The organism is Hyphomicrobium sp. 802 (assembly GCF_000526135.1).
Taxonomy (GTDB): domain Bacteria; phylum Pseudomonadota; class Alphaproteobacteria; order Rhizobiales; family Hyphomicrobiaceae; genus Hyphomicrobium_B.
The window spans coordinates 680,233-703,897 of the sequence record NZ_JAFM01000001.1; the positions used below are offsets into that span (position 1 = coordinate 680,233).

Sequence of the window (23,665 nt, forward strand, 5' to 3'; positions counted from 1 at the left end):
GGGAAGGCCGTGATTCTATGGAACACAATCTTCTAGCCGTCTTCTCCGGCTCGCTGGTCGGATTCGTTTTGGGATTGATCGGCGGTGGCGGATCGGTTCTTGCCGTTCCCCTGCTCGTTTATGTTGTTGGCGTGCAGTCTCCGCACGTGGCGATCGGGACGAGCGCGGTTGCCGTCGCGTTAAGCGCCGTCGCGAGCCTTGTCGATCACGCGCGGCACGATCACGTCAAATGGCGCTGTGCGATCGTGTTCGCCGCGGCCGGTATCGTCGGAGCGGCGCTCGGGTCGGAACTCGGAAAGCAGGTCGACGGTCAAAAGCTTCTGCTGTTTTTCGGCATTCTCATGCTTGTCATTGCCGGGATGATGTTCATGAAGAAACATTCCGGCAGCAACGAAACAGTCGAATTGACCGTTGAGAGCGCGCCGAAACTGTTGCCCTATCTTCTAGGTTATGGCGTCCTGGTCGGCGCCGTTTCGGGGTTCTTTGGGATTGGCGGCGGTTTCCTTATTGTTCCAGGGCTCATGGCTGCCACGAACATGCCGATGATTTTCGCTATCGGGTCATCGCTGTTCTGCGTCGCAGCTTTCGGTTTCACGACGGCCGGCAATTATGCGTTGTCGGGATTTGTCGATTGGCAGCTCGTCGGACTTTTCATTTCCGGCGGTGTCATTGGTGGCCTTATCGGACGGCAAGCCAGCTCGGCGCTGGCGAAAGAGAAGCGTCTGCTGTCGCAAAGTTTCGCCGCGATCGTGGCCGTGGTCGGCGTCTACGTCGTTGCCCGCGGCATTCCTGCGATCACCGGTTGAGCGCGTAAGCGCTCAGTTCCCTCTTGCCGAAGCTCGGTCCGCCGGTTGATGATATCGGCCGGTGATCGGGGGCTGGTAGGGAGTAGGGTGCGGATGGCCGAGCAGAAAACGGTGGCGTTCTTTCCAGAGGCCGCCTACGGGCCGGCGCTTAATTCGGTCGGTATTGCTCAGGCCATCGAGGCGCGCGGCCATAAAGCGGTTTTTCTATCGGACCCCGGTTTCGTCGACGTTTATCGCTCGTATGGTTTTGAAGCCCATCCTGTCAATCTGTCGGAGCCGATGCCGCCCGAAGAGATGGCCAAGTTCTGGGTCGATTTTATCAACGGGCATATCCCGAATTTCCGCAAATCGCCGTACGATCAGATCGACAACTATGTGAAGGATTGTTGGACCGCGATCGTCGATAGTGCGAAATGGGCGCAGAAAGATCTGCCGGGCGTGTTGAGCGCGCTAAGCCCGGATCTCATCGCCGTCGATAACGTGATCCTGTTTCCCGCGATCAAGCAGTTCGGCAAGCCGTGGGTGCGGATCATCTCGTGCTCGGAAAACGAGATCGAGGATCCGGCCATTCCTCCGCATCTTTCCGGATGTGCGCAGAACGATACCGAAGGCCATCAGCGGTATCGCGATCACTTCAACGACGTGATCAAACCCATTCATGACGATTTCAATGCATTTCTGGCGGAGTGTAATGAGGCGCCATATCCCATCGGCCAGTTCTTCGAGGCCTCGCCTTACATGAACCTGCTGCTTTATCCGGAAGCCGCAAAGTTCCGCCGCAGCGAGCCTCTGATGCCATCGCAGTTTCAGTATCTCGAAGGCTGTGTGCGTAAGGAGAAGCCCTACGAGGTTCCGGAGTTTGCAGCGAACAACGACAAGCCGCTCATTTATGTTTCGTTCGGCAGTCTCGGATCGGGCGATACCGAACTTCTGAAGCGGATTATCGAGGTGATGGGCACGCTGCCGTACCGCGCGCTCGTCAACGTCGGTGATTACATGGACCAATATGAGTCCGTGCCCCCGAACGTTGTCATGGATAAATGGTTTCCGCAGCCGTCGGTCATTCCGCAGGTCGATGCCGTTATTCATCACGGTGGCAACAACTCGTTCACAGAGTGCCTCTATTTCGGCAAGCCCGCTATCATCATGCCCTATGTTTGGGACGGGCACGATAACGCCATGCGCGTCGAGGAGACGGGGCACGGGTTCAAGATGCCACGTTACGATTGGAGCGACGAAGAACTGGCGACCAAGCTTGACGCCTGCCTGCACGATCCGGCAATGCAGGCAAAGCTTGCCAAGACAAGCGCTCAGATGCTCGCACAAAACGGCCCGGAGAAAGCCGCGACGATCATCGAGGCATTGCTTCAAAGCGGCCGCTACGACGGTTGAACGATCCATCCAGCAAGGACAAATCCGTGACGACACCGATTATACGCAACCCAGAAGACGTTACCGATCTTGCGGATTGGGGTGTCATCCCGACGATGCTCGAAGGGCAATCGCAGACATCGGGCAAGCTGCTGCATAAGAACGCGAACGGCGAGTCGGAGTGCGGAATCTGGGTGTGCACGCCGGGTAAGTGGGAATGCCATGTGACGCGCGATGAGTTCTGCCATTTCCTCTCGGGCCGGTGCACGTACGTTCGCGACGATGGCGAAGTGATCGAGATTTTGCCGGGAACGGCTGCATTTTTTCCGCAGGACTGGAAGGGCGTCTGCACCGTCCACGAGACCGTCCGCAAAGTCTATATGATCCGTTGACGCCGCAAGTCATGAAGACTTCACCGCTTCGCCTTTTCCATCGGGCGGAGTTCCGTAGAGGGCTGCGATGACGCGCGGCGCCAGAAGTCCCTGCACGACGATGGTGAAAATCACGACGGCGTAGCAAGCAGCGATCAGGTCATCGGTGTAGGGGCCTTGCGGCGCGATTTGAACCAGCGCGACCGAAATCGCGCCGCGTAGTCCAATCCAGGTCAAAAGGAATGGGGTTTTTAGCGGCTCTTTCGTATTCCGTCGCAGGAGCCACGGCGGAAGTCCGACGCTCAAGAAGCGGGAGAGAAACGCAAGCGGGATCGCCGTTGCCGCCGAGACGATGGCGAATTGTGATACGGTCATCGCTAGAATCTCAAAGCCGAGCAGGACAAACAAGAGCACGTTGAGAACGCTATCGACCAGAGACCAGAAAACGCGGATTTTCCGCTGTCTTTCATCGTCGTCGATTTTCGACATCGGCCGGTTGGCGAGAACGATACCGCATATGACGACGGCAAGCGGGCCGGATAATCCCATGCTCGTTGCCAGCCGATAAGTTCCAAGTGCCAATGCGAGAGAGGCGATTATCGCGATCTCGTCGTCCTTGATGACGGTCATCAGCCACGAAACGAGAAATCCGGTCACTAAACCGAGCAAGATGCCGCCGCCGCCTTCGACCAGCATCGCCGACAGAAACCGGCCGTGACCGAAGACGTTTCGGTCGCCCGCGATCACGGCCAGCGCCGACAGAAACAATACGATCGCCGTCCCGTCATTGAAGAGGCTTTCGCCCACGATGGTCGATTTCAAAGACGGCGGGAGCGGCGCGGACTTGAGCAGTCCTTCGACCGCGATTGCATCGGTCGGCGCCAGGATCGCTCCAAGCAGGAAGCACCAGGCAAGGGGAATTGCCATGCCCCAAAGATGCAACACGCCCCAGAACGAGAACGTGAAAATCGCCGTCGAGAGCATCACGCCCAACGTCGCGAGGCTGAATACAGCAACGGCGTTAATGCGCAGATCGCGAAGGTTCGCATGCAAGCTCGACGCGAAAAGCAGTAACGCGAGAAGTCCATCGAGCAAGACGCGCGGCAGGTGCGCGCCGCCGATGCGTTCTTCGATCAGCGCGGCGATGTGGAAATTTTCGATCGTGTGGCTGGCAAGCAGGACGAGAAGCGAAAGCAGCAATGAACCAAGCAATTGCGCGATCACGCTCGGGATGCGGAAATAGCGCTCGTTAATGATACCGACGACGGTGGCGAGGATGAGAATAATGGCGCCGATATCGAATGCGGACACAGATTTTCACCTTGCTGAGCGGTAAGCCGTGCTCGAATGCCAGTTGACGGGAAGGACCGTGATCGGGAGTCTATCGCGGCGGATGCGCTGTCATAATTTGCCGCGCATCTATTGCAAGATGAAGCGTCTTCGGCTTGCGGACCTCGGCGTCGGCTGAAATATTCCGTCAGTCCGAATCGCTTTTCTCCAGGTGAGCCCTTTGACAGGATCGAAACCGGTTTCTACGCGCCGCGTGCTGCTGGCCAGTCTCGCCGGGACGGCGATCGAGTTTTTCGACTTTTATATCTATGCTACGGCGGCGGTGCTGGTTTTTCCGCACCTCTTCTTTCCGAACGCCGATCCGACGACCGCGACCTTGCAATCGTTCGCGACGTTTTCCATTGCGTTCTTCGCGCGCCCGATCGGCGCCATGCTGTTTGGGCATTTCGGCGATCGCATCGGACGCAAGGCGACGCTCGTTGCGGCGCTTCTCACCATGGGTCTTTCGACCGTCGCCGTGGGCTTGCTGCCGACCTATGCGCAAGCCGGTATCTGGGCACCGTTGTTGCTTGCCGCGTGCCGCCTCTTTCAGGGGCTCGGGCTTGGCGGTGAATGGGGCGGTGCGGTGCTGCTCGCCACCGAGAATGCGCCGGACTCGAAGAAGGCGTGGTTCGGCATGTTTCCGCAGCTCGGCGCGCCGATCGGCTTTCTCTGCTCGACCGGCATCTTTCTGCTGATCACCGAAACGCTGACGGAAGAGCAATTCAAGGCGTTCGGCTGGCGCATCCCCTTTATCGCGAGTGCCGTGCTGGTTTTTGTCGGGCTTTATGTCCGGCTGCGCATTTCCGAGACGCCGGCTTTCCAGCGCGCAATCGAGAAAGACGAGCGCGTGCGTGTGCCGCTGGCTACGGTGCTGACACAGCATTTCTGGCTTTTGATTCTGGGGACGTTCGGTGCGTTGGCGACCTTCGTGCTGTTCTATCTGATGACCGTCTTCGCCTTGAGCTGGGGGATCAGCGCGCTTCACTTCACGCGCGACGAATTCATGCCCATTCAGATGCTCGGCGTGATTTTCTTTGCCGTGACCATTCCGCTTTCGGCATGGCTTGCAGATCGCTTTGGCCGCCGCACAGTGCTGCTCTGGACAACGGCGCTGATCGGCGTATTCGGATTATCGTTCGAGACGCTGTTCGGATCGGGGCAGACCTTCAGCGTGATCATGTTCATGATTATCGGCCTGGCATTGATGGGATTCACGTATGGGCCGCTGGGGACGGCGCTGTCGGAGCCGTTTCCAGTGGGCGTTCGCTATACCGGCTCGTCTTTGGCCTTCAATCTGGCGGGCATCTTCGGTGCGTCGCTGGCGCCCTATATCGCGACGACGCTGGCTACGAAGTACGGGATTCATGCCGTCGGCCTTTATCTGACCGCAGCCGCGACGCTGACGTTCCTGGCTCTCTTGGGTCTCGGGAGGGTTAGCGGCGCCCACGAGGCGGTGACGCTACGGCGTGAACAGACGACGTAGCCATTTTGCCTAGGGGCTCTGGCTGAGTATGACGTCGCGCATTTCGATGCACAGTAGCGCGTTCGAAACGTGGACTTATGTAGCTGAAATTGCATGCTCTTTTTATCTGCGCTCATCTGCGTCGGAGATTTGCAATTGCCCTTTGGTCCAGGTTAAAGGCATAGATGCGTGGCTCTGGCGGATGCGCCCTGCCTTCGGGCAGTTTGGGGGCATCGTCGTCGCGTCATCGTTGTGATTTACACGTACTAACCGACCGAAATCCCGGCGCGAGATTGATGGACGAAGTCGTCGATAGAGCAAATGGTGTCGGAACGAAGGGCTTTGCTCCCAGACCGGTGCTGACCCCTGCTGATCGGGTGCGTGCCTGGTTCGATCTTGTTTTTGTCGATCACGGTCTGCTGCGGCTCTGCTATTGCAACCGGCATAAGGTCGATCAGCGCTTGTGGCGCTCTGCACAGCCGACTCCCGGGGACTTACGGCGGGAAAAACGGCGCGGCATTCGCACGGTGCTGTGTGTGCGCGGAGGATTCCCTTTCCGGCCATGGCCCCTTGAGCAAGAAGCCTGTGAGCGGTTCGGTCTCGAACTTCATAAGGTCGGCATTCGTGGCCGAGAGGCGCCTTACAGGAACGACCTGCTCGCGCTGATAGATCTGTTTTCATCAATCGAGTATCCGGCGTTGGTTCACTGCAAATCGGGCGCGGATCGGAGTGGTTTCGTCGCGGCCGTTTATCTCATGGCGATCGAGGGTCGCCGCGCCGATGACGCGATGCGTCAGCTGTCGCTTCGCTTCGGCCATTTGCGCACTTCGCGCGCCGGCATTCTCGGAGAGGTCATCAAGGCCTATCGCGCCGAGGGCGAGGCGCGAGGGCTTGATTTTCGACAGTGGGTCGCAACCTGCTACGATCGCGACGCCGTTACCGCACGTTTTCAACCTCGACCTTTTCCGACAGCAATTGTCGATCAGCTGTTGCGGCGCGAGGGGTAGGCTTTCCAGGCCAGCGGTGCCCGACTGCGGGCTTCCAATCACTTAAGGAATTCAGCACCGCGAAATATCACCGCGCGCAGGGGTGCCTAGCTGCGTGCAAGCAAAAAATGGTGCCCCAGGAGGGACTCGAACCCCCACACCCTTGCGGATAGCAGATTTTGAGTCTGCCGCGTCTACCGTTCCGCCACTGAGGCAAGCCGCCCCGGAAAGGGGGCGAAGCGGCGACTTATAACGGCCGTTGTCGCCACGTCAACGCAGGGAAAGCGGTTATCTGAGGGTATGCGTCACCCGGCCCGTGGCGTGGTGGTGCTCGACGACGTGGATTTTGTCGCCGATCTTGAGGCCACGGGATTTATAGGCGAGCACGCGGACGAGCTGGCCGTCGTCCAGGCGGACGATGACATTTTCGCCGTCGGCCGAATCTTGCTTGGAAACCAGCGGCTCCAGGTCCGTGACGGTGCCGCCGATATCCTTGTTGTCGACCTTGAGATCCAGCTCTTCGTAGCTGAATGCCAAGCCGATCGCCGCGATGATGGCGAGGCCGATGCCGGCCATTTTGGCGCGGTCGATCCAGAGTGCTCGTTCAAGCCGCTTTCGAGTTTCTTCGCGCAAGGGCCCCTCCCTTAATCGCGCTGCGTGTACCAGACCTGTCCCCAGGGTGTCATCCACTCCGTGATGGATATGTTCGCGCCGACTTGAACGCTTTGGGGATTTTGAGTTGCGACGTCGATCAGGCGGCCGTCCGGCAGTCGCACTTTGAACCGGGGCGGGGTGGCCGGAAACCATTTCGGCACCGGATTCCCTCGGTTGATGGCGAGGACTGTGCCGGTGAGCGCCCCCTTCTCTCGCGAAAACAGATCACGGGCGAGGCCCCAGGCAACGCCTGCGGCGAGCAAGATGAGGAAAAGGACGACCCAGGTTTTCATCGATTCTTTTCAGGGGCCGCGGCGTTCCGCGTTCGGCGCGCCGGCCGCCGCGGCGGGCGACCGGACTGGGGAAAGGACAATGAGCCTCCCGTCGTTTCAGGCCGCCTTGGCGTAGCGATCCACGAGCTTCACGATATCGGCCATGATGTCGTTCAGCTGGAAGTCCTTGGGCGTATAGACGGCAGCGACCCCAAAGGCCTTTAGCGTCTTCTCGTCTTCCGGCGGGATGATGCCGCCGACAACGACCGGGACGTCTTCCAAGCCCTCCTTACGCATGCGATCCATCACGTCTTTGACGAGCGGGACGTGCGAGCCGGAGAGGATCGACAGGCCGACGACGTGAACCGACTCGTCGACTGCCGCGCGAACAATCTGGCTTGGGGTGAGGCGGATACCCTCGTAGACGACTTCCATGCCGACGTCGCGGGCGCGGACGGCGATCTGCTCGGCGCCGTTCGAGTGGCCGTCGAGGCCGGGCTTGCCGACGAGGAACTTCAGGCGGCGGCCCAGCTTCTCGGAGGCTGCATCAACCGATTTTCGCACCTCTTCCAAGGCGGCGCTATCGCGCGCGACGGCAGCTTGCGAGACGCCGGTTGGAGCGCGGTACTCGCCAAATATTTTGCGCAACAGGCCTCCCCATTCGCCCGTCGTCACGCCAGCCTTGGCGGCGGCGATCGAGGGCTCCATGATGTTGCGCCCCTCTTTCGCGGCGGCTTCGAGATCTGCGAGCGCTTTGGCCACGGCCTTGTCGTCGCGCGACGCACGCCAAGCCTTCAGGCGTTCGACCTGATCGATCTCGACGGCTGGGTCGACGACGAGGATCGCTCCCTCACCTGCGCCAAGCGGAGAAGGTTCTGTCTCGGTCCACTTGTTGACGCCGACCAAGACCTGTTCGCCTGACTCGATGGCGGACAGCCGAGCGGTGTTGCTCTCGACGAGATTGCGCTTCATGTAATCGATGGAGGCGATGGCGCCGCCCATGCGTTCAATCGTCTGGAGTTCGTTCTTCGCTTCTTCTTTCAAGGCATCGACTTTGCGCTTGATCTCAGCCGAGCCGTCGAAGATGTCGCCGAATTCCAGCAGGTCGGTCTCGTAGGCGAGGACTTGCTGCATGCGCAGTGACCACTGCTGATCCCACGGCCGCGGAAGGCCGAGCGCCTCGTTCCATGCCGGAAGCTGAAGGGCGCGGCAGCGCGCGTTCTTGGAGAGCGTAACGCCGAGTGCAGCGATCAAAATGCGGTAGACGTTGTTTTCGGCTTGGGGCTCAGTCAGGCCCAATGAGTTCACCTGCACGCCATAACGGAACATGCGGTTCTTGGGGTCCGTGACGCCGTAGCGGTCTCGCGTGATTTCATCCCAAAGTTCGTTAAACGCCCGCATTTTGCAGACTTCGGTAATGAACTTGAGGCCGGCATTCACGAAGAAGGAGACGCGTCCGACAACGGTGCCGAAGTCTTTCTCGGGCACCTCGCCGGAAGCCTTCACGGTGTCGAGAACAGCGATGCCGGTCGCCAACGCGTAGGCGAGTTCCTGCACCGGCGTGGCTCCCGCTTCCTGCAGATGGTAGGAGCAGACGTTCGTCGGATTCCACTTCGGCACGTGCTGGTAGGAGTAGACGATCGTGTCCTTGATGAGACGCAGCGACGGCTCCGGCGGGAAGACGTAGGTGCCGCGCGACAGGTATTCCTTGATGATGTCGTTCTGAATGGTGCCCTGCAGCTTCCTGCGGTCGGCACCCTGCTCGTCGGCTGTGGCGATGTAGAGCGACAGCAGCCAAGCCGCCGTGGCGTTGATCGTCATCGAGGTGTTCATCTGCTCGATGGGGATATCGGCGAACAGAGTGCGCATATCGCCCAGATGCGAGACCGGGACGCCGACCTTGCCGACTTCGCCACGGGCAAGCTCATGGTCGGAATCGTAGCCGGTCTGTGTCGGGAGATCGAAAGCAATCGAGAGGCCCGTCTGGCCCTTTGCCAAGTTTTTCTTATAGAGCGCGTTCGACTTCGCAGCGGTCGAGTGTCCGGCGTAGGTCCGGAACAGCCACGGCTTGTCGCGCACGATTTTATCCGACATCGAAAGGGTGCCCCTTAGGCTCGGGTCAAAGACACTGGAAAAGACCTAAAGTAACCGATTGCGGCGATACAGCAAAATCGGCAGTTCGCCGCGTTTTCGGGCGCGGCGGTTTTGTCGGCGGCGATGCAATCAGCCTAGCGGCGGATGCGCGGCGGCCTGGATGGGATGGCGACGAGCTTCGTCCGGCTCACGCGGTATTCGGTGAAAAGCGCCCAAAGCCAGTTGCCCATGAGAATAAGAAACAATGCGGCCAGCGTCCCGATCGCCACCGAGATCGCAGTGTTGACGGTCTTATCGTACGAAAGGGTAATCAACTGTTGGGCCAGAAGGGTAGGGGCGAGGATGCCTCCAGCCGCTAGAATGGGGGTGGAGAGCCAAGCCAGCGTTGGCGAGCCGACAATCTCGTGAATAAACAGACAGACGGCGCCCGCAAATGCGAGGGAAATATAGACAGTGAAGGAATCGACGTCCTGGAGCTGCCACCAAAAGTCTTGCATTGCGTGCGTCCTAGAGGCCCATATAGGGCGGAATAGGCAGCTAAAATATCGCTCTCCCGTTAAAGAGGAATTGAGCGAATATTAACTGCGGACTAACCCTCTTCATTGCAGCGCAAAAACGTGCTTCATACTGCGATCCCCGCGCGGAGAGCAGGGGGCAAACGCGAAGAAGACGAGCCATAACGGCCCTCGTCGCGGGGACAAGGTCGGGAGACGCAACACCAATGTCGAGCCAGAACTTGGCAGCCAAAAGCGAAGTATCCGATGCTTCGGTGACGGCAGGAATCAAGAAAGACCTTTATGAAATCGGGGAAATTCCCCCGCTCGGACATGTTCCCAAAAACATGTACGCCTGGACTATCCGCAAGGAGCGTCAGGGTGAGCCCGACAAGGCGATGCAGGTTGAGGTGGTTCCCACGTGGGAACTCGATAGCCACGACGTGCTCGTCCTCGTTATGGCGGCCGGCGTCAACTACAACGGCGTGTGGGCATCGCTCGGCGTGCCGATCTCGATGTTCGACGTCCACAAACAGCCTTACCACATCGCTGGATCGGATGCTTCGGGCATCGTTTGGGCCGTTGGCTCGAAGGTGAAGCGCTGGAAGGTCGGCGACGAGGTTGTGGTTCACTGCAACCAAGACGACGGCGACGATGAAGAATGCAACGGCGGCGATCCGATGTTTTCGACGTCGCAGCGCATCTGGGGTTACGAGACGCCAGACGGTTCGTTTGCGCAATTTTGCCGCGTGCAGGACCGCCAGCTTCTCGAACGTCCGAAGCATCTGACGTGGGAAGAAAGCGCCTGCTACACGCTGACGCTCGCAACCGCTTACCGCATGCTGTTCGGCCATCGTCCGCATGTCCTGCGGCCTGGCCATAACGTGCTGGTGTGGGGTGCTGCCGGTGGTCTTGGCGCATTCGCCGTGCAGCTGTGCGCGACGTCGGGCGCCAACGCCATCGGCGTCGTGTCGGATGACGACAAGCGCGACTTCGTCATGCAGCTCGGCGCGAAGGGCGTCATCAACCGCAAGGACTTCAAGTGCTGGGGACAGCTGCCGAAAGTGAACTCGCCTGAGTATCACGAGTGGCTGAAGGAGATGCGCAAGTTCGGCAAAGCGATCTGGGACATCACGGGCAAAGGTGTCAACGTCGACTGCGTGTTTGAGCATCCCGGCGAGACGACGATTCCGGTCTCGGTGCAGGTCGTGAAGCGCGGCGGCATGGTCGTGATTTGCGCCGGCACCACCGGCTATAATCTGACGATGGACGCGCGCTATCTCTGGATGCACCAGAAGCGCGTGCAAGGTTCGCACTTCGCCAACCTGATGCAGGCAAGCCAGGCCAACCGTCTCGTCATCGAGCGGCGTATCGACCCGTGTATGTCGGAAGTGTTCTCGTGGGAGCAGATCCCCAAGGCGCACATGCGCATGATGAGGAACGAGCACAAGCCGGGCAACATGGCGGTGCTTGTCCAGGCGCCGACGACGGGTCTTCGCACGCTTGAAGATGTCATCGAGGCCGGCCCGAAGTCAGCCTAAGTTACGCAGGAATTCAAGATCGAAGGCCCCTTACCGGACTTGCCGGTGAGGGGCCTTTTGCATTTGTGCCCTATCAGGATTTTTGTTGCGCTGGCGCTGGCGCTGGCGCTTGTCGCGAGGCGTCGGCGCGGAAGGCGGCGCGCTCGGCAGCTTCCCGGCGCATGCGTTTCATTTCCATGATTCCGCGGTTGAATTCGGCACCGAGCAGGATCGTGATGGCCGTGAACTGGAAAAAGATCAGCGCGATCATGAGCTGGGAAAGACCGGCGTAGAACAGAGAGTAGTTCGTGATTTCGAGATAGTTCGACCACAGGCCCGCCAGCGCCAGCCAGAGAACGATCGTCAGCGCGATGCCGGGCCAGACATCGGCCATCCGCCGTTGCCCCGCAGCCAGCAGCAAATGCAACGCAAAGAGCTGCGCAGCCATCACGGCACCTGAAAGGCCGTAGCGAATGACAGGTCCGATGTCGCTCGAATCGACAAGAATTCGGACCCAGTTGTCGGGCAGGTGCGACGCGATCGCGGGGCCGAAGACGCTTGGGCCGACGACGACCGCCCAAGTAAGTACTAGCGTCGAGATGCCGTTAACGAAAACGAACAGCATGCTGATGAGCAGGCATAACGGATAGGGGCGTTTTTCGCGGACTCTGTAGGCGCCGTTTAAAGCCGCGCGCAGCGTTTCGACGGCGCTTGTTGCGAAAAACAGCGCCAGGAAACCGCTGACGGTCGCGAGGTCGATACGCCGCGTCCCCATCACCGCCTCGATCTGGGGGGCGATGCCCTGGGCGACGGGCGCGGGCAGAATTGCAAACAGCTGATTGATCGCGTCCTGTGCCAGCTCACGGCCGCCGAAATAGCCTGATAAGGCGCCGAGAAAGATGCAGAACGGAAAGATCGAGACGACGAACGAGAACGCGACTGCGCCGGCCATCGCGAAGCCCGAATGCTCGTAAACCCGATAAAGGGCTTCGACCAATCTGCGCATGCGCTTCATATGGTGTCTCTTCTCCCGGGACGCCTTGATTTTGTGGCGCGGAACCTAGTGTTTCGGCCAACTCCGGTCCACAGGTCAATTTCCGGCTGTGAGTGCGGGTCTAGCGAGACGTCGGCAATTTGGACACAGTCCAAAGGACGGGTTCGATATCGTAAACACGGAAAGGCCGGTGCGGTTCGTAATGCTTTCGGGAGGTGGGCCGCGACGCATTTTCGCGCGGATAGGTCGCGAGAGCATTTGTTGCGGTCGATGACCAGTTGACTAATCATTCCCGAGCGGTGAATTGGTCGCGCAGCGCATCAGATTTGGCCCGGCGTCGCCCCGGGCATATAGGTATTCCTCAGGAGAAACGTATGTCCGTGACGCCCATGAAGGCTGGAGAAAATCTTCTCGCCGCCGGTCCCGTCAAGCTTATTGAGCGGAGCGGCGAAGCCGTGGCGTCTGCGGACAAGATCCTGCAGGCCGCCAAAGCCGGTGTCAGGATAAAAATTCAGGAAGAGGGCGGCGTTGATCAGGCGCAACATGCCGCGCACGGTCTGGCGTGGCTGGCGACGACGGTCGAAGGTCTGCGCCAGATGCACGACTGGGCGGCCCGCCTCCAGGACGAGGGCCGGTTCGGCGAGTTCGAGCAACTGTTGCTGATCGCGGCTTTCGGCGAATACGCGGCGCAGATCGCAAACGGCATCCCGATGAGCCAGCTCGAAATCGCCCGCGCTGACGCGCTGGGCGTGCCGAAGGCAGAGCTTCGCCGTTATGAGGATTCGGTTGAGGATCTCGTCGCGGAAGGTGGCGCAGAAAGCGTGAAAGCTCGCCTTGCCGAGCTGATCGCGGCGCAGCCCGAAGCGATGACCTTCGGCGATACGGGTCTCGATGAGACGCACGCGCAGATCCAAGATCTGATGCGCAAGTTCAGTCTTGAGGAAGTCATTCCGCACGCACACGAGTGGCACCTCAAGAACGAATACATTCCGCTCGAAGTGATCGCGAAGCTGGCGGAGCTTGGCGTTTTCGGTCTGGCGCTGCCGGAAGAATTTGGCGGCATGGCACTCGGCAAGGAATCGATGTGCGTTGCCTCGGAAGAGCTGTCGCGCGGCTACATCGGCGTCGGTTCACTCGGTACGCGCGCAGAAATCGCCGGCGAGCTTATCCTGCACAACGGAACGCCGGAGCAGAAAGAGAAGTATCTGCCGAAGATCGCGTCCGGCGAAATGCTGCCGACGGCCGTTTTCACCGAACCGAACACCGGCTCGGACCTCGCGTCGCTCAAGACGCGCGCGGTGAAGGACGGCGACGTCTACAAGATTACAGGCCAGAAGACGTGGATCACGCATCCGGTCCGCGCCGACATCATGACCGTGTTGACGCGCACCAATCCGAACGAGCCGGGCTACAAGGGCCTTTCGATGTTCCTCGCCGAGAAGCCGCGCGGCTCGGATGACGAGCCGTTCCCGGCCAAGGGCATGACGGGTGGCGAGATCGAAGTCCTCGGCTATCGCGGCATGAAGGAATATGACATCTCCTTCGACAGCTTCGAAGTTCCGGCGGAAAATCTGCTTGGTGGCGTCGAGGGGCAGGGTTTCAAGCAGCTCATGAACACGTTCGAGGGTGCGCGTATCCAGACGGCGGCGCGTGCGGTCGGCGTGGCGCAGTGCGCGATGGATCTCGGCCTCAAGTATGCGCTCGAACGCGTGCAGTTCGGCAAACCGATCTATTCGTTTCCGCGCGTGCGCAACAAGGTCGTGATGATGGCGGTCGAGACGATGATCGCGCGGCAGCTCACCTATTTCTCGGCGCGCCAGAAAGATGCCGGCCGGCGCTGCGATCTTGAAGCGGGCATGGCGAAACTGCTCGGCGCTCGTGTCGCCTGGGCTAACGCCGACAACGCGCTGCAGATTCACGGCGGCAACGGTTTCGCGCTCGAATATCCGATCAGCCGCGTGCTTTGTGATGCGCGCATCCTGAACATCTTCGAAGGTGCGGCCGAAATTCAGGCGCAGGTCATCGCACGGCGTCTGCTCGAAGGCGCGAACTGAGCGGGGCAACGAGGGAAGACGTCGGGATGCGGTACGTCATAACGATCCTCGCTGGTGTGCTGTCTCTCGCGGTGGCCGCAGCGGCCATCGCGCAAGAGGACGGTGATGGACCGCTTACCGCGAGCTGGGTTGCGACTGAACTCAACGGCAAACCAGTCGATGGCCCGACGCTTGCCTATACGACGGACCGGGTGTCGGGCACGGGCGGCTGCAATCGCTTCAATGGTCCGATCAGCATCGAGGACGACGCCATTCAGATCGGACCACTGGCCGCGACGAAGATGATGTGCGAAGGCAAATCGGAAATCGAGGCGCAGTATTTTTCGGCGCTCGAAGCCGCTCGATCGTTCACCGTGCACGGCGACACCCTCACGCTCAAATCGGATGATGGCCGCGACCTCGTGAAGTTCAAGAGGTGATTCGCGGTTCCGGAGCTCTCGCGTTCTGGCAACCCTCAAAACATATGCGGCATAACTCGCGTCTCGGGGAAAGACGCGGCGCTTCGGCTCGTGCTAAGGCAAACCTCCAGATGGCCGCAATCACTGGAGCCCAATGACACGGTCTATTCTCATCACCGGATGCTCTTCGGGCATCGGCCTTGATGCGGCCAGAACCATGCGCGAGCGCGGATGGCGCGTTATAGCGACGGCGCGAAAGCCTGACGATCTTGCGCGCTTGAAAAACTTCCTGAACGTCGAAGTGCTGCCGCTCGAACTTGCCGACTCGCAGTCGATCGCGACGTGCGCCATTCGTGCATTGGAGATGACGCGCGGCAAGATCGATGCGCTGTTCAACAATGCCGCCTTCGGTCAGCCCGGTGCGGTGGAGGATCTGACGCCGAAGCTTCTACGTGAGCAGTTCGAGGTGAACGTCGTCGGTACGCATGATTTGACGCGGCGTCTCATTCCGGCGATGCGCAAGAACGGCGCGGGGCGCATCGTCAATTGCTCGTCGGTGCTCGGCATGATCGTCGCGCCTTATCGTGGCGCCTATTGCGCGTCGAAGTTTGCGCTCGAAGCGCTGACGACGTCCTTGCGGCTTGAACTCGAGGGTTCAGGCATTCATGTGTCGCTGATCGAGCCGGGGCCGATCCGGACGCGCTTTGTCGAGCATTCGGTGGACCGATTGCTGGCGACGGTTGATATCGACAATTCTCCCCATCGCGACGTTTATCGTGCGCGGCTCGAAGCCATGCAGGCAGGCGGACAGCAAACGTTCAAGCTCGAACCGGAAGCAGTGACGAAGAAGCTGATTCATGCGGTCGAAAGTTCCAGGCCGCGGCGGCATTACTATGTGACTACACCAACTTACTTGGCGGCGGCGATGCGCCGGTTTCTACCGCAGTTTGCGATTGATTATTTCGCGCGGCGGTTTTGATTTTGGGCCGGTAGGAAAGCTTCGAGCCTAGCCTGCCAGAGCTTCAGCTTTTCTTCGAAGGGAATGGTGTAGAGCGGGCTCGATGACGGCAATTCGATTGCGGTGAAGCGGTCTTGCCGAACGAGGCCCGGCTTTACGACGTAGCGACGAAAAAGATCGCGGGCTTTCTGGCCGTTGAACGCAACCGTGGTTATTGCTGGATACACGGCAAAGAAATCGCCGAAGGCATTCACCGTCGGGTTGCGAATGGCCGCATCCGAGCTGCCGATGCGTTCAGCGCCTTCGAGCACATCCCAGAGCGCCCATTTATTAACGTGAAGCAGCGCCGTTTTTTCAGGATAAGTCGTGGGCAGCGGTTGACCTGAGAGCGCTGCGATCAGCGCCCAGAAATGGTTGCGCGAGAAGCCGTAGTATTGCTGCAGGCGAAGGGATTCTTCGCCAGGCAGCGTGCCGAGGATGAGAAGGCGTGCGCCGTCGGGGACGATGGGTGGAAAGCTGTATTTGGTCGGGGACGGCGTTGCGTCGGCCATTGTCGTCATGCGCGATGATAAGGATGACCCGCGAGGATCGTGGCGGCACGATAAAGCTGCTCAGCCAATACAACACGCGCAAGGCCGTGGGGAAGCGTCAACGCGCCGAGGGAGAGTTTCAGGGTGGCTGCACTTAAGACAGCTTCGCCGTGGCCGTCGGGACCGCCAATGAGGTAGACGCAGGACTTCGCACCGCCGTCGCGCGTCTCACGCAGGAAGGCAGCGAAGGCTTCGCTGGTAAGCGATTTGCCGATCGGCTCAAGGGCGACCGCAATATCGCCCGGTCCGACGTCACGCAACAATCTCGCAGCCTCGTCACGCTTGCGCTCGGCGACGTCGGCGGCGCGGCTTTCGGGATATTCGCGAATGTCGATTGGGCCGAGGCCAAGCGGCTTACCGGCGCCGTTCAGCCGTTTGGCATAGCGCTCGACGATGGCGCGCTCTTCGGCGTCTTTCAATTTGCCGACCGCGGAAATGGCGATGCGCATCAAGGGAGGCTCCGCGGCCGAAGGGTTCAGCCGCGTTTCAACAAAATGCTTCTCGGGTCTCGCGCCTAGTGCTGCGAGCTATCGCCACGCGATGCGTCCGGCGGGATCTCCGCCTGCCACATCTTTTCGAGGTTGTAGAATTCGCGGACCTCGGGGCGGAAGACGTGGACGATGATATCGCCCGTGTCGATCAGCACCCAATCGCAGGCGTTCAGGCCTTCGACGCGAACCCGGGCTTCGCCGCGCGCCTTCAGCTTCTCGCGCAGCTGCTCGGCAATGGCGCCGACGTGCCGGTCGTTACGGCCGGACGCGACGACCATGAAGTCGCCGAGCGCTGACTTGCCTTCGAGGGGGATGGAAACGATTTCTTCTGCCTTAGCCTCGTCAAGCCAATTGACGATGTCATCAAGCAGGGCTGCCGTGTCCGGCGCCTTGGCGGCGGACGGGGCAATTGAGGAGCTCTTGCGAGCGGCCTCGGTTGTGGGTCGGATCAAGCGGCGAGCGTCCTTTGCTGGTTGGTCCCGCATGTCACTACGGCCCGGACAATCCGGACAGCACCGATATTAAAGGGCGTCGGCCTGAGCCGCAATTGGAAATGCGCTCTAGGCCGTCTTAAAAGTGTCATAAAAGTCATAGGCTTAGGCGTTCTCACGCGCAGAGTGGGGCGCTGCTCTGCGCAGGGCGGTGGAGGAAAGCCCGGAAAGCCGGATGGTCAGCAGCATCCAGGCGGGGGGCTGGCGGTCGGCCAGAGAGGCGGCTTCGGACTCCGGAAGCCGGTAGCGTTTCAGCCACTGGGCGGCGGGGGAGGCGAGGCCGGCGTGTCGCCATCCGGGCCGGTCGACGACGGCAATCGGCATGGTCTGGGCGATCTCGCGCCAATGCTGCCATCGGTGGAACGAGGCGAGGTTATCGGCGCCCATGACCCAGACGAAGCGAACGGCCGGGAAGCGGTGACGGAGGAACGACAGGGTGCCCGCCGTGTAGCGGGTGCCGAGTTCGCGCTCGAAACCGGTGATCTTCATGCGCGGGCCCTGAGCGAAGACCTCGACGAGTTCCATGCGGCTGTCGAGTCCCGACAGGCCGTCGTCGGATTTGAGCGGATTGCCGGGTGTGATCAGCCACCACAACTGGTCGAGGCCAAGCCGTTTCACGGCGGCCTCCGCAGCGATGCGGTGACCGTCGTGGGGAGGATTGAACGTCCCTCCCATGATCCCGATGCGCTGCCCGGGAAGGCAGAGAGGGGTGTGGACGCGAAGGGAGCCAAAGCTTTGCGGCGGAATCTTTCGCGTCAACTCAGACGTGCCTCATTCCACATACGTCACTTCGGCCGGATCTGGCCGGTGCCGCGCACCTTGTACTTGAAGCTCGTCAGCTGTTCGACGCCGACCGGGCCGCGCGCGTGCATCTTGCCGGTCGCGATGCCGATCTCGCCGCCAAAGCCGAACTCGCCGCCATCAGCGAACTGGGTCGAGGCATTGACCAGAACTATTGCTGAGTCGACCTCGTTGAGGAACCGTTCGGCGGCGGCAGCATCTTCGGTGATGATGGCGTCGGTATGCTGCGAGCTATAGCGTGCGATATGGTCGATGGCGCCTTCGACCCCGTCGACCAGCTTCACGGCGATGATCGCATCCAGAAACTCTTTGCCGAAGTCGTCAGGCGCAACGGGCTTTACGCGCGCGTCGGTTTTCTGGATTGCAGCGTCGCCGCGGACTTCGCAGCCCGCTTCCAGCAACGCCTTCACCAGCGGCGTGACGATATCGGACGTCGCGTTCTTGTCGATCAGCAGACACTCGGTCGCGCCGCAGACGCCGGTGCGGCGCATCTTGGCGTTGACGACGAGCGGCACCGCAATGTCCATGTTCGCGGCCTTGTCGACGTAGGTGTGGCAGATGCCTTCGAGATGCGCGAAGACCGGTACCCGCGCTTCCGTCTGCACGCGCTCGACGAGGCTTTTGCCGCCGCGGGGTACGATGACGTCAACGGCGCCGTCGAGGCCGCGCAGCATCATGCCGACGGCTTCGCGGTCGGTCGTCGGCACGAGCTGAATCGCAGCTTCGGGCAGTCCGGCCGCGCGCAGGCCTTCGACGAGGCACGCGTGAATGGCGATACTCGAATGGTGGCTGTCTGAACCGCCGCGCAGAATAGACGCATTGCCCGCCTTGAGCGAAAGCGCACCGGCGTCAGCCGTTACATTGGGGCGGCTCTCGTAAATGATGCCGATGGTGCCCAGCGGCACACGCACGCGCTGGAACTTGAGGCCATTCGGCCGGGTCCATTCCGCCAGAACGGTGCCGACGGGATCGGGCAACTCCGCGATCTCTTCCATACCCTTGGCGACGCCTTCGATGCGCTTCTCGTTGAGTTCGAGGCGGTCGATGTAGGATGCGAGGCGGTTGGCGGCTTTCGCGGCTTCGACATCCTTGGCATTGGCCTCAAGGATTTTCGGAACGGCAGCGCGCAGCGCCTTGGCTGCGGCCTTCAGCGCCGTGTTCTTTTCTTCTGGCGTGGCGATGGCGAGGCGGCGGCTCGCAGCTTTCGCAGCTTCGCCGATGCCGCGCATGATCGTCGCGGTTTCGTTCTCGATGCGCTCCGGTTTGTTCATCGCTCAAGTCCTCGTCAGCGCCATGTCATCCCGATGGATGAGAGTGGTGCGCCCTTCGTAACCCAGGATCGTGGCAATCTCGCTCGAATGCTTGCCCATGATACGCCGGGCATCGGCCGCCGCATAGGCGATCAGGCCGCGCCCAAGCTCACGGCCATCGGCAGACCGTATAATAACGGCATCGCCTCTGTCGAACGAGCCGTCGATGCGCGTTACGCCAGCAGGTAAGAGGCTTTTGCCTGTCAGCAAGGCTTTCTCGGCGCCGAGATCCAGGAAAATCTGGCCGTTGGGCACGAGCTGGCCGGAAATCCAGCGCTTGCGGGCGGTTACGGGATCGGATTTGGCGATGAACCACGTCACGCGCGCGCCTTCGGAAATGGCGCGCAGCGGATGGTGAATCTTGCCTGTCGTGATGACCATATTGGTGCCGGCGGCGAGCGCGATCTTGCCGGCCGTGATCTTGGTCTTCATGCCGCCTTTCGACAGCTCGGTCCCGGCGTCGCCCGCCATCGCTTCGATCTCGGGCGTAATCTCGGTGACGAGCGGAATGTGCTTGGCGTCTGAATCTTCATTCGGCGGCGCGGTGTAGAGGCCGTCGATATCCGACAGCAGCACCAAGCAATCAGCGGACACCATCGATGCGACGCGGGCCGACAGACGGTCATTGTCGCCGTAGCGGATTTCCGTGGTGGCGACGGTGTCGTTCTCGTTGACGACGGGAATGGCCTTGAGGTTCAGCAGGACTTCAATGGTGTTGCGGGCATTCAAATAGCGTCGGCGCTCTTCGGTGTCGCCGAGCGTCAGCAGCACTTGCGCGGCGGTCAGGCCGCGGGCTCCGGCAAGCTCGCGATAGGCGTGGGCGAGGCTGATCTGGCCGACGGCGGCAGCCGCCTGGCTCTGTTCGAGCGCCAACGGGCCTTTCGGCAGACCCAATGCATGGCGGCCGAGTGCGATCGAGCCCGACGAGACTAGGATGACTTCCTTGCCTGCGCGCGAAAGGGCGGCGACGTCATCCATCAACGAATTGAGCCATTCGGCTTTCAGGCCGCCGGTTGTCCGGTCCGTCAACAGCGCCGAGCCGATCTTGACGACAATGCGCTGCGCCTCGGCCCATTCGGGCCGTGCGGTCGGCGTCGTAGCGTTGGAAGCGGTCATGCCGGCCATTGTCATCTCGGAAGCGGTGTCAAAGTAGGTAAGCTTGGGCGTGCCTTATCTGCAAATGTCGTCATTCCGGCAAGGGGAAGGGCTCGCATATCGGCAATGCCGGGCGGAATTTTACCAAATATGCCGCGAAAACGTCGCTAAACGCCTCTTTACGGCACGAAGGAGAGAAACAGGAACGTCCCAAAGATCACAAGGTGAAGAAAACCGAACAGGACGTTGGTGCGGCCGGTTCCAAACGTCAGGATGCTGGCCGCCAGCGTCATGACGATGAGCGCCAAATCCCCCGGTTCGAGACCGAGGACCAGGGGCGTGTGCAGAAAGAGGTTGGCGGCCGCAATAGCCGGTATGGTCAGGCCGATGGTCGCCAGCGACGAACCGAGCGCCAGGTTCAGGCTTTTCTGAAGCTGATTATTTCGGGCGGACTTCACAGCTGCAATCGATTCCGGCATGAGCACAATCAGTGCGATGATGACGCCGCTGATGCTCGATGGTGCGTCGAGCTTCGAGACGCCGACGTTGATGATGATCGCTACGAGCTTTGCCAAGAGAACGACGGCTGCCAATGCAACACAGAGAAAGAACGCCGAGAGCGCGAGCTTGCCCTCCGCCGGCCCCGGCGACTCCGTTGCGGTATGGGGGTGCTCGCCGACGAAATAGCCACGATGCAGAACGGTCTGCGTATATAGGAACACCAGATAGAGCGCGATCGTCACGATGCTGATGTAGCTAAGTTGGCTTTCCGAATAGAGCCCTCCTGGAACCGTCGTCGTGTAGTTCGGCAGGATGAGCGTGAGCGTCGCCAGAACGATCAGCATGGCGAGGTAGATCTTCGCCGACGTCACGTCGAAGGTCTGTTCTCGGAAGCGAAGACCTCCAACGACGATGCAAAGCCCGACGAGACCGGTCGTGACGATCATGATGACGGCGAAGACGGTTTCTCGCACGAGCGTCGGCGTCGCCTTGCCGGTGAGCATCAAGGAGATGATCAGCGCCAGCTCGATGATCGTGACGGCGACGGTCAGGACGAGTGTGCCGACTGGCTCACCCATAATGTGGGCGACTTCCTCCGCGTGGTAGACGGCCGCAAACACAACGCCGATGAGCATCGGGACGAGGAGGATTGTGTTGACGATACCGAGAGTGTGCGTCGAGAAATCCTCGCCATAGCTCGTAGCAGTGGCTTCGATGAAAAGTAGAAGCCCAAGCACGGGCACGACCCATGTCCAGACCGGTGTGCGCGCGGAGTGGGTCATTTCGAGACTTCCTGATGTTGGGAATTGCTGGGTGCGAGGCAGCTATTGTGAGCGAGTTGGCAGCGGGCGGCAAGGCGATCGTTTTGTCTCAAGGGCTGCGTTGTAGCCTCTGCGATGCCTGAGAACGCCGCAGAATGTCATTCTCCGAACAGTCTGAGGATCTACTCATCAGCGAGTGATCTGCGCGATGGATCCTCGGCCTGAAGCCGAGGATGACAACATGGCGACTAGGGTTGCCAGGGACCGGCCTCGTCGCCGTCAGCTTCATCGTCTGTCTCATTTGCGCGCGTGATCTCGCGGACGAGCGCATAGAGAGCATCTTTGACACCTTGGCCGGAGACCGCCGACAGCATCAACGGCGTCTTGCGGGCGGCCTTCTTCAAAATCTCGCGGCGTTCTGCGAGTGTGGCTTCGTCAAGCGCATCGCACTTCGACAGCGCGACGATCTCTTTCTTTTTCTCGATGCCCTCGCCGTAGGCCTTAAGCTCGCGGCGGACGGTTTTGTAGTCGGCCGCAACGTCTTCGGAGGTCGCATCGACCAAATGGAGAAGCACGCGGCAACGCTCGATGTGTCCAAGGAAGCGATCGCCCAATCCGGCGCCATCGTGGGCGCCTTCGATCAAGCCTGGAATGTCGGCGAGCACGAAATCGGTATCGCCCGCACGGACGACGCCGAGGTTGGGATGCAGCGTCGTGAACGGATAGTCGGCGATCTTCGGCTTGGCCGCCGAGACGGCCGCGAGAAATGTCGATTTGCCAGCATTCGGCAGGCCCACGAGACCGGCGTCGGCGATGAGCTTCAGCTTGAGCCAGATCGTCAGCTCTTCGCCCGGCTGGCCGGGATTGGCGTGGCGCGGCGCCTGGTTCGTCGCGCTTTTGAAGTGCGCGTTCCCGAAGCCGCCGTTGCCACCCTTCGCCAGGCGTACGCGCTCGCCCGGATGGGTGAGATCGGCAAGGAGCGTTTCGCCGTCCTCAGCGAAAACCTGCGTGCCGGGGGGCACCTTGACGATCATGTCCTTGCCGTTTGGTCCGGCGCGGTTCTGACCCATGCCGGGCGTGCCGTTCTGGGCGAAAAAATGCTGCTGATAGCGGTAGTCGATCAGCGTGTTGAGGTTCTGCACGCATTCGACCCAGACGTCGCCGCCCTTGCCGCCGTCACCGCCGTTCGGCCCACCGAACTCGATGAATTTCTCGCGACGGAAGGCGATGCAGCCGTTTCCGCCTGCGCCCGATCGAATGTAGATTTTTGCCTGATCCAGAAATTTCATGATGCGCGCGCTCGAATGGCCATGGTCCACGGACGACGGCGTTCATACGTCAGCGCCGGAAGTTCACATTGGCGCGCCTCGCACCAGCCCGTGGAGGTACCGGTGTGGCGGAAGCCGAGTTTGCGAATGACGCGCGCCGACGCATCGTTGCCCGTCAGATGTTTGCAGATGAAGCGGCGAACGCCGGATTTCGCGAAGCCATGCGCCATCACGGCGCGTGCAGCTTCGGTGGCGTATCCTTGGCCCCAGTAGGGCTTGCCGATCCAGTAGCCGAGCTCAGCGTCGCCGTTGTCGTCGAGCGTGAAGCCGCAGATGCCGATCAGCTCACCGTTGAGGTCGATGCCGAACACTTCTTCATGCTCGGCGACGCCATCGACCCAGTGATTGGCGGCTTCCTCGGAATAGGGAAACGGAATGCGCCCTGTCATGCTTGCGACGTCCCAGTCACCGGCCAGCACGGCGATGCGGGCGGCATCACCATGGACAACAGTCCGGAGAGTGAGACGGGCGGTTTTCATGACGTCCGATCAAAGGCAAAGGGGCCTTGGGCTTGTGGGCAATCCGTCGACG

24 protein-coding genes and 1 tRNA gene are annotated in these 23,665 nt (G+C 60.6%); 9 read left to right on the forward strand and 16 right to left on the reverse strand.

Translation table 11 applies throughout. The features are described 5' to 3' along the window. Positions 1-17 precede the first annotated feature (17 nt). From HYP802_RS0103385 to HYP802_RS0103395, 3 genes are all read left to right on the forward strand, one after another. Positions 18-806 (forward strand): sulfite exporter TauE/SafE family protein, encoded by a 789-nt coding sequence (locus tag HYP802_RS0103385; protein WP_013945739.1) that lies wholly within the window; start codon positions 18-20, stop codon positions 804-806. Between the two features lie 93 nt (positions 807-899). Further along, positions 900-2,198, forward strand: coding sequence for a glycosyltransferase (locus HYP802_RS0103390; protein WP_013945740.1), 1,299 nt, complete (start codon positions 900-902; stop codon positions 2,196-2,198). Positions 2,199-2,224: 26 nt separating this feature from the next. After that, a complete protein-coding gene (locus HYP802_RS0103395; RefSeq protein ID WP_024275127.1) occupies positions 2,225-2,569 on the forward strand; it encodes a cupin domain-containing protein in 345 nt (114 codons plus the stop codon). A 9-nt stretch (positions 2,570-2,578) separates the two neighbouring features. On the opposite strand, the gene HYP802_RS0103400 is transcribed toward HYP802_RS0103395, so the two are convergent. Then, on the reverse strand, positions 2,579-3,859 hold the full coding sequence (locus HYP802_RS0103400; protein WP_013945742.1) for a cation:proton antiporter: 1,281 nt from the start codon (positions 3,857-3,859) through the stop codon (positions 2,579-2,581). 190 nt (positions 3,860-4,049) lie between these two features. Here HYP802_RS0103400 and HYP802_RS0103405 point away from each other — a divergent pair, with 190 nt between their 5' ends. Further along, a complete protein-coding gene (locus HYP802_RS0103405) occupies positions 4,050-5,363 on the forward strand; it encodes an MFS transporter (RefSeq protein ID WP_024275128.1) in 1,314 nt (437 codons plus the stop codon). Positions 5,364-5,638: 275 nt separating this feature from the next. After that, positions 5,639-6,349: a tyrosine-protein phosphatase gene (locus tag HYP802_RS0103415; protein WP_013945745.1), complete on the forward strand. Its 711-nt coding sequence runs from the start codon at positions 5,639-5,641 to the stop codon at positions 6,347-6,349. Positions 6,350-6,457: 108 nt separating this feature from the next. Here the strand turns inward: HYP802_RS0103415 and HYP802_RS0103420 are convergent. The 5 genes from HYP802_RS0103420 to HYP802_RS0103440 all read right to left on the reverse strand — a co-directional run bounded on the left by HYP802_RS0103420 (position 6,458) and on the right by HYP802_RS0103440 (position 9,845). After that, a tRNA-Leu gene (locus HYP802_RS0103420) sits at positions 6,458-6,543 on the reverse strand. Between the two features lie 73 nt (positions 6,544-6,616). Next, a complete protein-coding gene (locus tag HYP802_RS0103425; protein WP_244420950.1) occupies positions 6,617-6,904 on the reverse strand; it encodes a hypothetical protein in 288 nt (95 codons plus the stop codon). 68 nt (positions 6,905-6,972) lie between these two features. Beyond that, entirely contained in the window at positions 6,973-7,275 is a 303-nt protein-coding gene (locus HYP802_RS0103430; RefSeq protein ID WP_013945748.1) for a hypothetical protein, read from the reverse strand. Between the two features lie 96 nt (positions 7,276-7,371). Next, positions 7,372-9,348, reverse strand: a complete 1,977-nt coding sequence (locus HYP802_RS0103435) for a protein meaA (protein WP_013945749.1) — start codon at positions 9,346-9,348, stop codon at positions 7,372-7,374. Between the two features lie 134 nt (positions 9,349-9,482). Beyond that, complete coding sequence (locus tag HYP802_RS0103440; RefSeq protein WP_013945750.1) at positions 9,483-9,845, reverse strand: hypothetical protein; 363 nt, start codon at positions 9,843-9,845, stop codon at positions 9,483-9,485. Positions 9,846-10,069: 224 nt separating this feature from the next. Between HYP802_RS0103440 and ccrA the strand changes: the two genes are divergently transcribed. Then, positions 10,070-11,383, forward strand: a complete 1,314-nt coding sequence (ccrA, locus tag HYP802_RS0103445) for a crotonyl-CoA carboxylase/reductase (protein WP_013945752.1) — start codon at positions 10,070-10,072, stop codon at positions 11,381-11,383. A gap of 73 nt (positions 11,384-11,456) precedes the next feature. Here the strand turns inward: ccrA and HYP802_RS0103450 are convergent, their stop codons facing one another. Further along, complete coding sequence (locus HYP802_RS0103450; protein WP_024275129.1) at positions 11,457-12,377, reverse strand: YihY/virulence factor BrkB family protein; 921 nt, start codon at positions 12,375-12,377, stop codon at positions 11,457-11,459. A gap of 353 nt (positions 12,378-12,730) precedes the next feature. Here HYP802_RS0103450 and HYP802_RS0103455 point away from each other — a divergent pair, with 353 nt between their 5' ends. The 3 genes from HYP802_RS0103455 to HYP802_RS0103465 all read left to right on the forward strand — a co-directional run bounded on the left by HYP802_RS0103455 (position 12,731) and on the right by HYP802_RS0103465 (position 15,787). Continuing rightward, positions 12,731-14,410: an acyl-CoA dehydrogenase family protein gene (locus HYP802_RS0103455; protein ID WP_013945754.1), complete on the forward strand. Its 1,680-nt coding sequence runs from the start codon at positions 12,731-12,733 to the stop codon at positions 14,408-14,410. Positions 14,411-14,436: 26 nt separating this feature from the next. Continuing rightward, positions 14,437-14,829, forward strand: a complete 393-nt coding sequence (locus tag HYP802_RS0103460; RefSeq protein WP_013945755.1) for an META domain-containing protein — start codon at positions 14,437-14,439, stop codon at positions 14,827-14,829. A gap of 133 nt (positions 14,830-14,962) precedes the next feature. Then, positions 14,963-15,787, forward strand: coding sequence for an SDR family NAD(P)-dependent oxidoreductase (locus HYP802_RS0103465; protein ID WP_013945756.1), 825 nt, complete (start codon positions 14,963-14,965; stop codon positions 15,785-15,787). On the opposite strand, the gene HYP802_RS0103470 is transcribed toward HYP802_RS0103465, so the two are convergent. The 9 genes from HYP802_RS0103470 to HYP802_RS0103510 form a co-directional block, all read right to left on the reverse strand. Beyond that, the gene (locus HYP802_RS0103470) at positions 15,766-16,317 is read right to left on the reverse strand and encodes a DNA-deoxyinosine glycosylase (RefSeq protein WP_035575928.1); all 552 of its coding nucleotides are present in this window, start codon (positions 16,315-16,317) and stop codon (positions 15,766-15,768) included. The genes HYP802_RS0103465 and HYP802_RS0103470 overlap by 22 nt on opposite strands. A gap of 5 nt (positions 16,318-16,322) precedes the next feature. Continuing rightward, positions 16,323-16,805, reverse strand: coding sequence for a 23S rRNA (pseudouridine(1915)-N(3))-methyltransferase RlmH (gene rlmH, locus HYP802_RS0103475; RefSeq protein WP_013945758.1), 483 nt, complete (start codon positions 16,803-16,805; stop codon positions 16,323-16,325). A gap of 65 nt (positions 16,806-16,870) precedes the next feature. Continuing rightward, a complete protein-coding gene (gene rsfS / locus HYP802_RS0103480; RefSeq protein ID WP_029670742.1) occupies positions 16,871-17,299 on the reverse strand; it encodes a ribosome silencing factor in 429 nt (142 codons plus the stop codon). Between the two features lie 144 nt (positions 17,300-17,443). Next, a complete protein-coding gene (locus HYP802_RS0103485; RefSeq protein WP_013945760.1) occupies positions 17,444-18,097 on the reverse strand; it encodes a nicotinate-nucleotide adenylyltransferase in 654 nt (217 codons plus the stop codon). 26 nt (positions 18,098-18,123) lie between these two features. Beyond that, positions 18,124-19,410, reverse strand: a complete 1,287-nt coding sequence (locus tag HYP802_RS0103490; RefSeq protein WP_013945761.1) for a glutamate-5-semialdehyde dehydrogenase — start codon at positions 19,408-19,410, stop codon at positions 18,124-18,126. A 3-nt stretch (positions 19,411-19,413) separates the two neighbouring features. Beyond that, positions 19,414-20,580: a glutamate 5-kinase gene (gene proB / locus HYP802_RS0103495; RefSeq protein ID WP_029670744.1), complete on the reverse strand. Its 1,167-nt coding sequence runs from the start codon at positions 20,578-20,580 to the stop codon at positions 19,414-19,416. Between the two features lie 143 nt (positions 20,581-20,723). Beyond that, complete coding sequence (locus HYP802_RS0103500; RefSeq protein WP_013945763.1) at positions 20,724-21,827, reverse strand: ionic transporter y4hA; 1,104 nt, start codon at positions 21,825-21,827, stop codon at positions 20,724-20,726. Between the two features lie 227 nt (positions 21,828-22,054). Further along, complete coding sequence (obgE, locus tag HYP802_RS0103505; RefSeq protein WP_013945764.1) at positions 22,055-23,095, reverse strand: GTPase ObgE; 1,041 nt, start codon at positions 23,093-23,095, stop codon at positions 22,055-22,057. After that, complete coding sequence (locus HYP802_RS0103510; RefSeq protein ID WP_013945765.1) at positions 23,092-23,613, reverse strand: GNAT family N-acetyltransferase; 522 nt, start codon at positions 23,611-23,613, stop codon at positions 23,092-23,094. The genes obgE and HYP802_RS0103510 overlap by 4 nt, the downstream gene beginning before the upstream one ends. Positions 23,614-23,665: the final 52 nt, after the last annotated feature.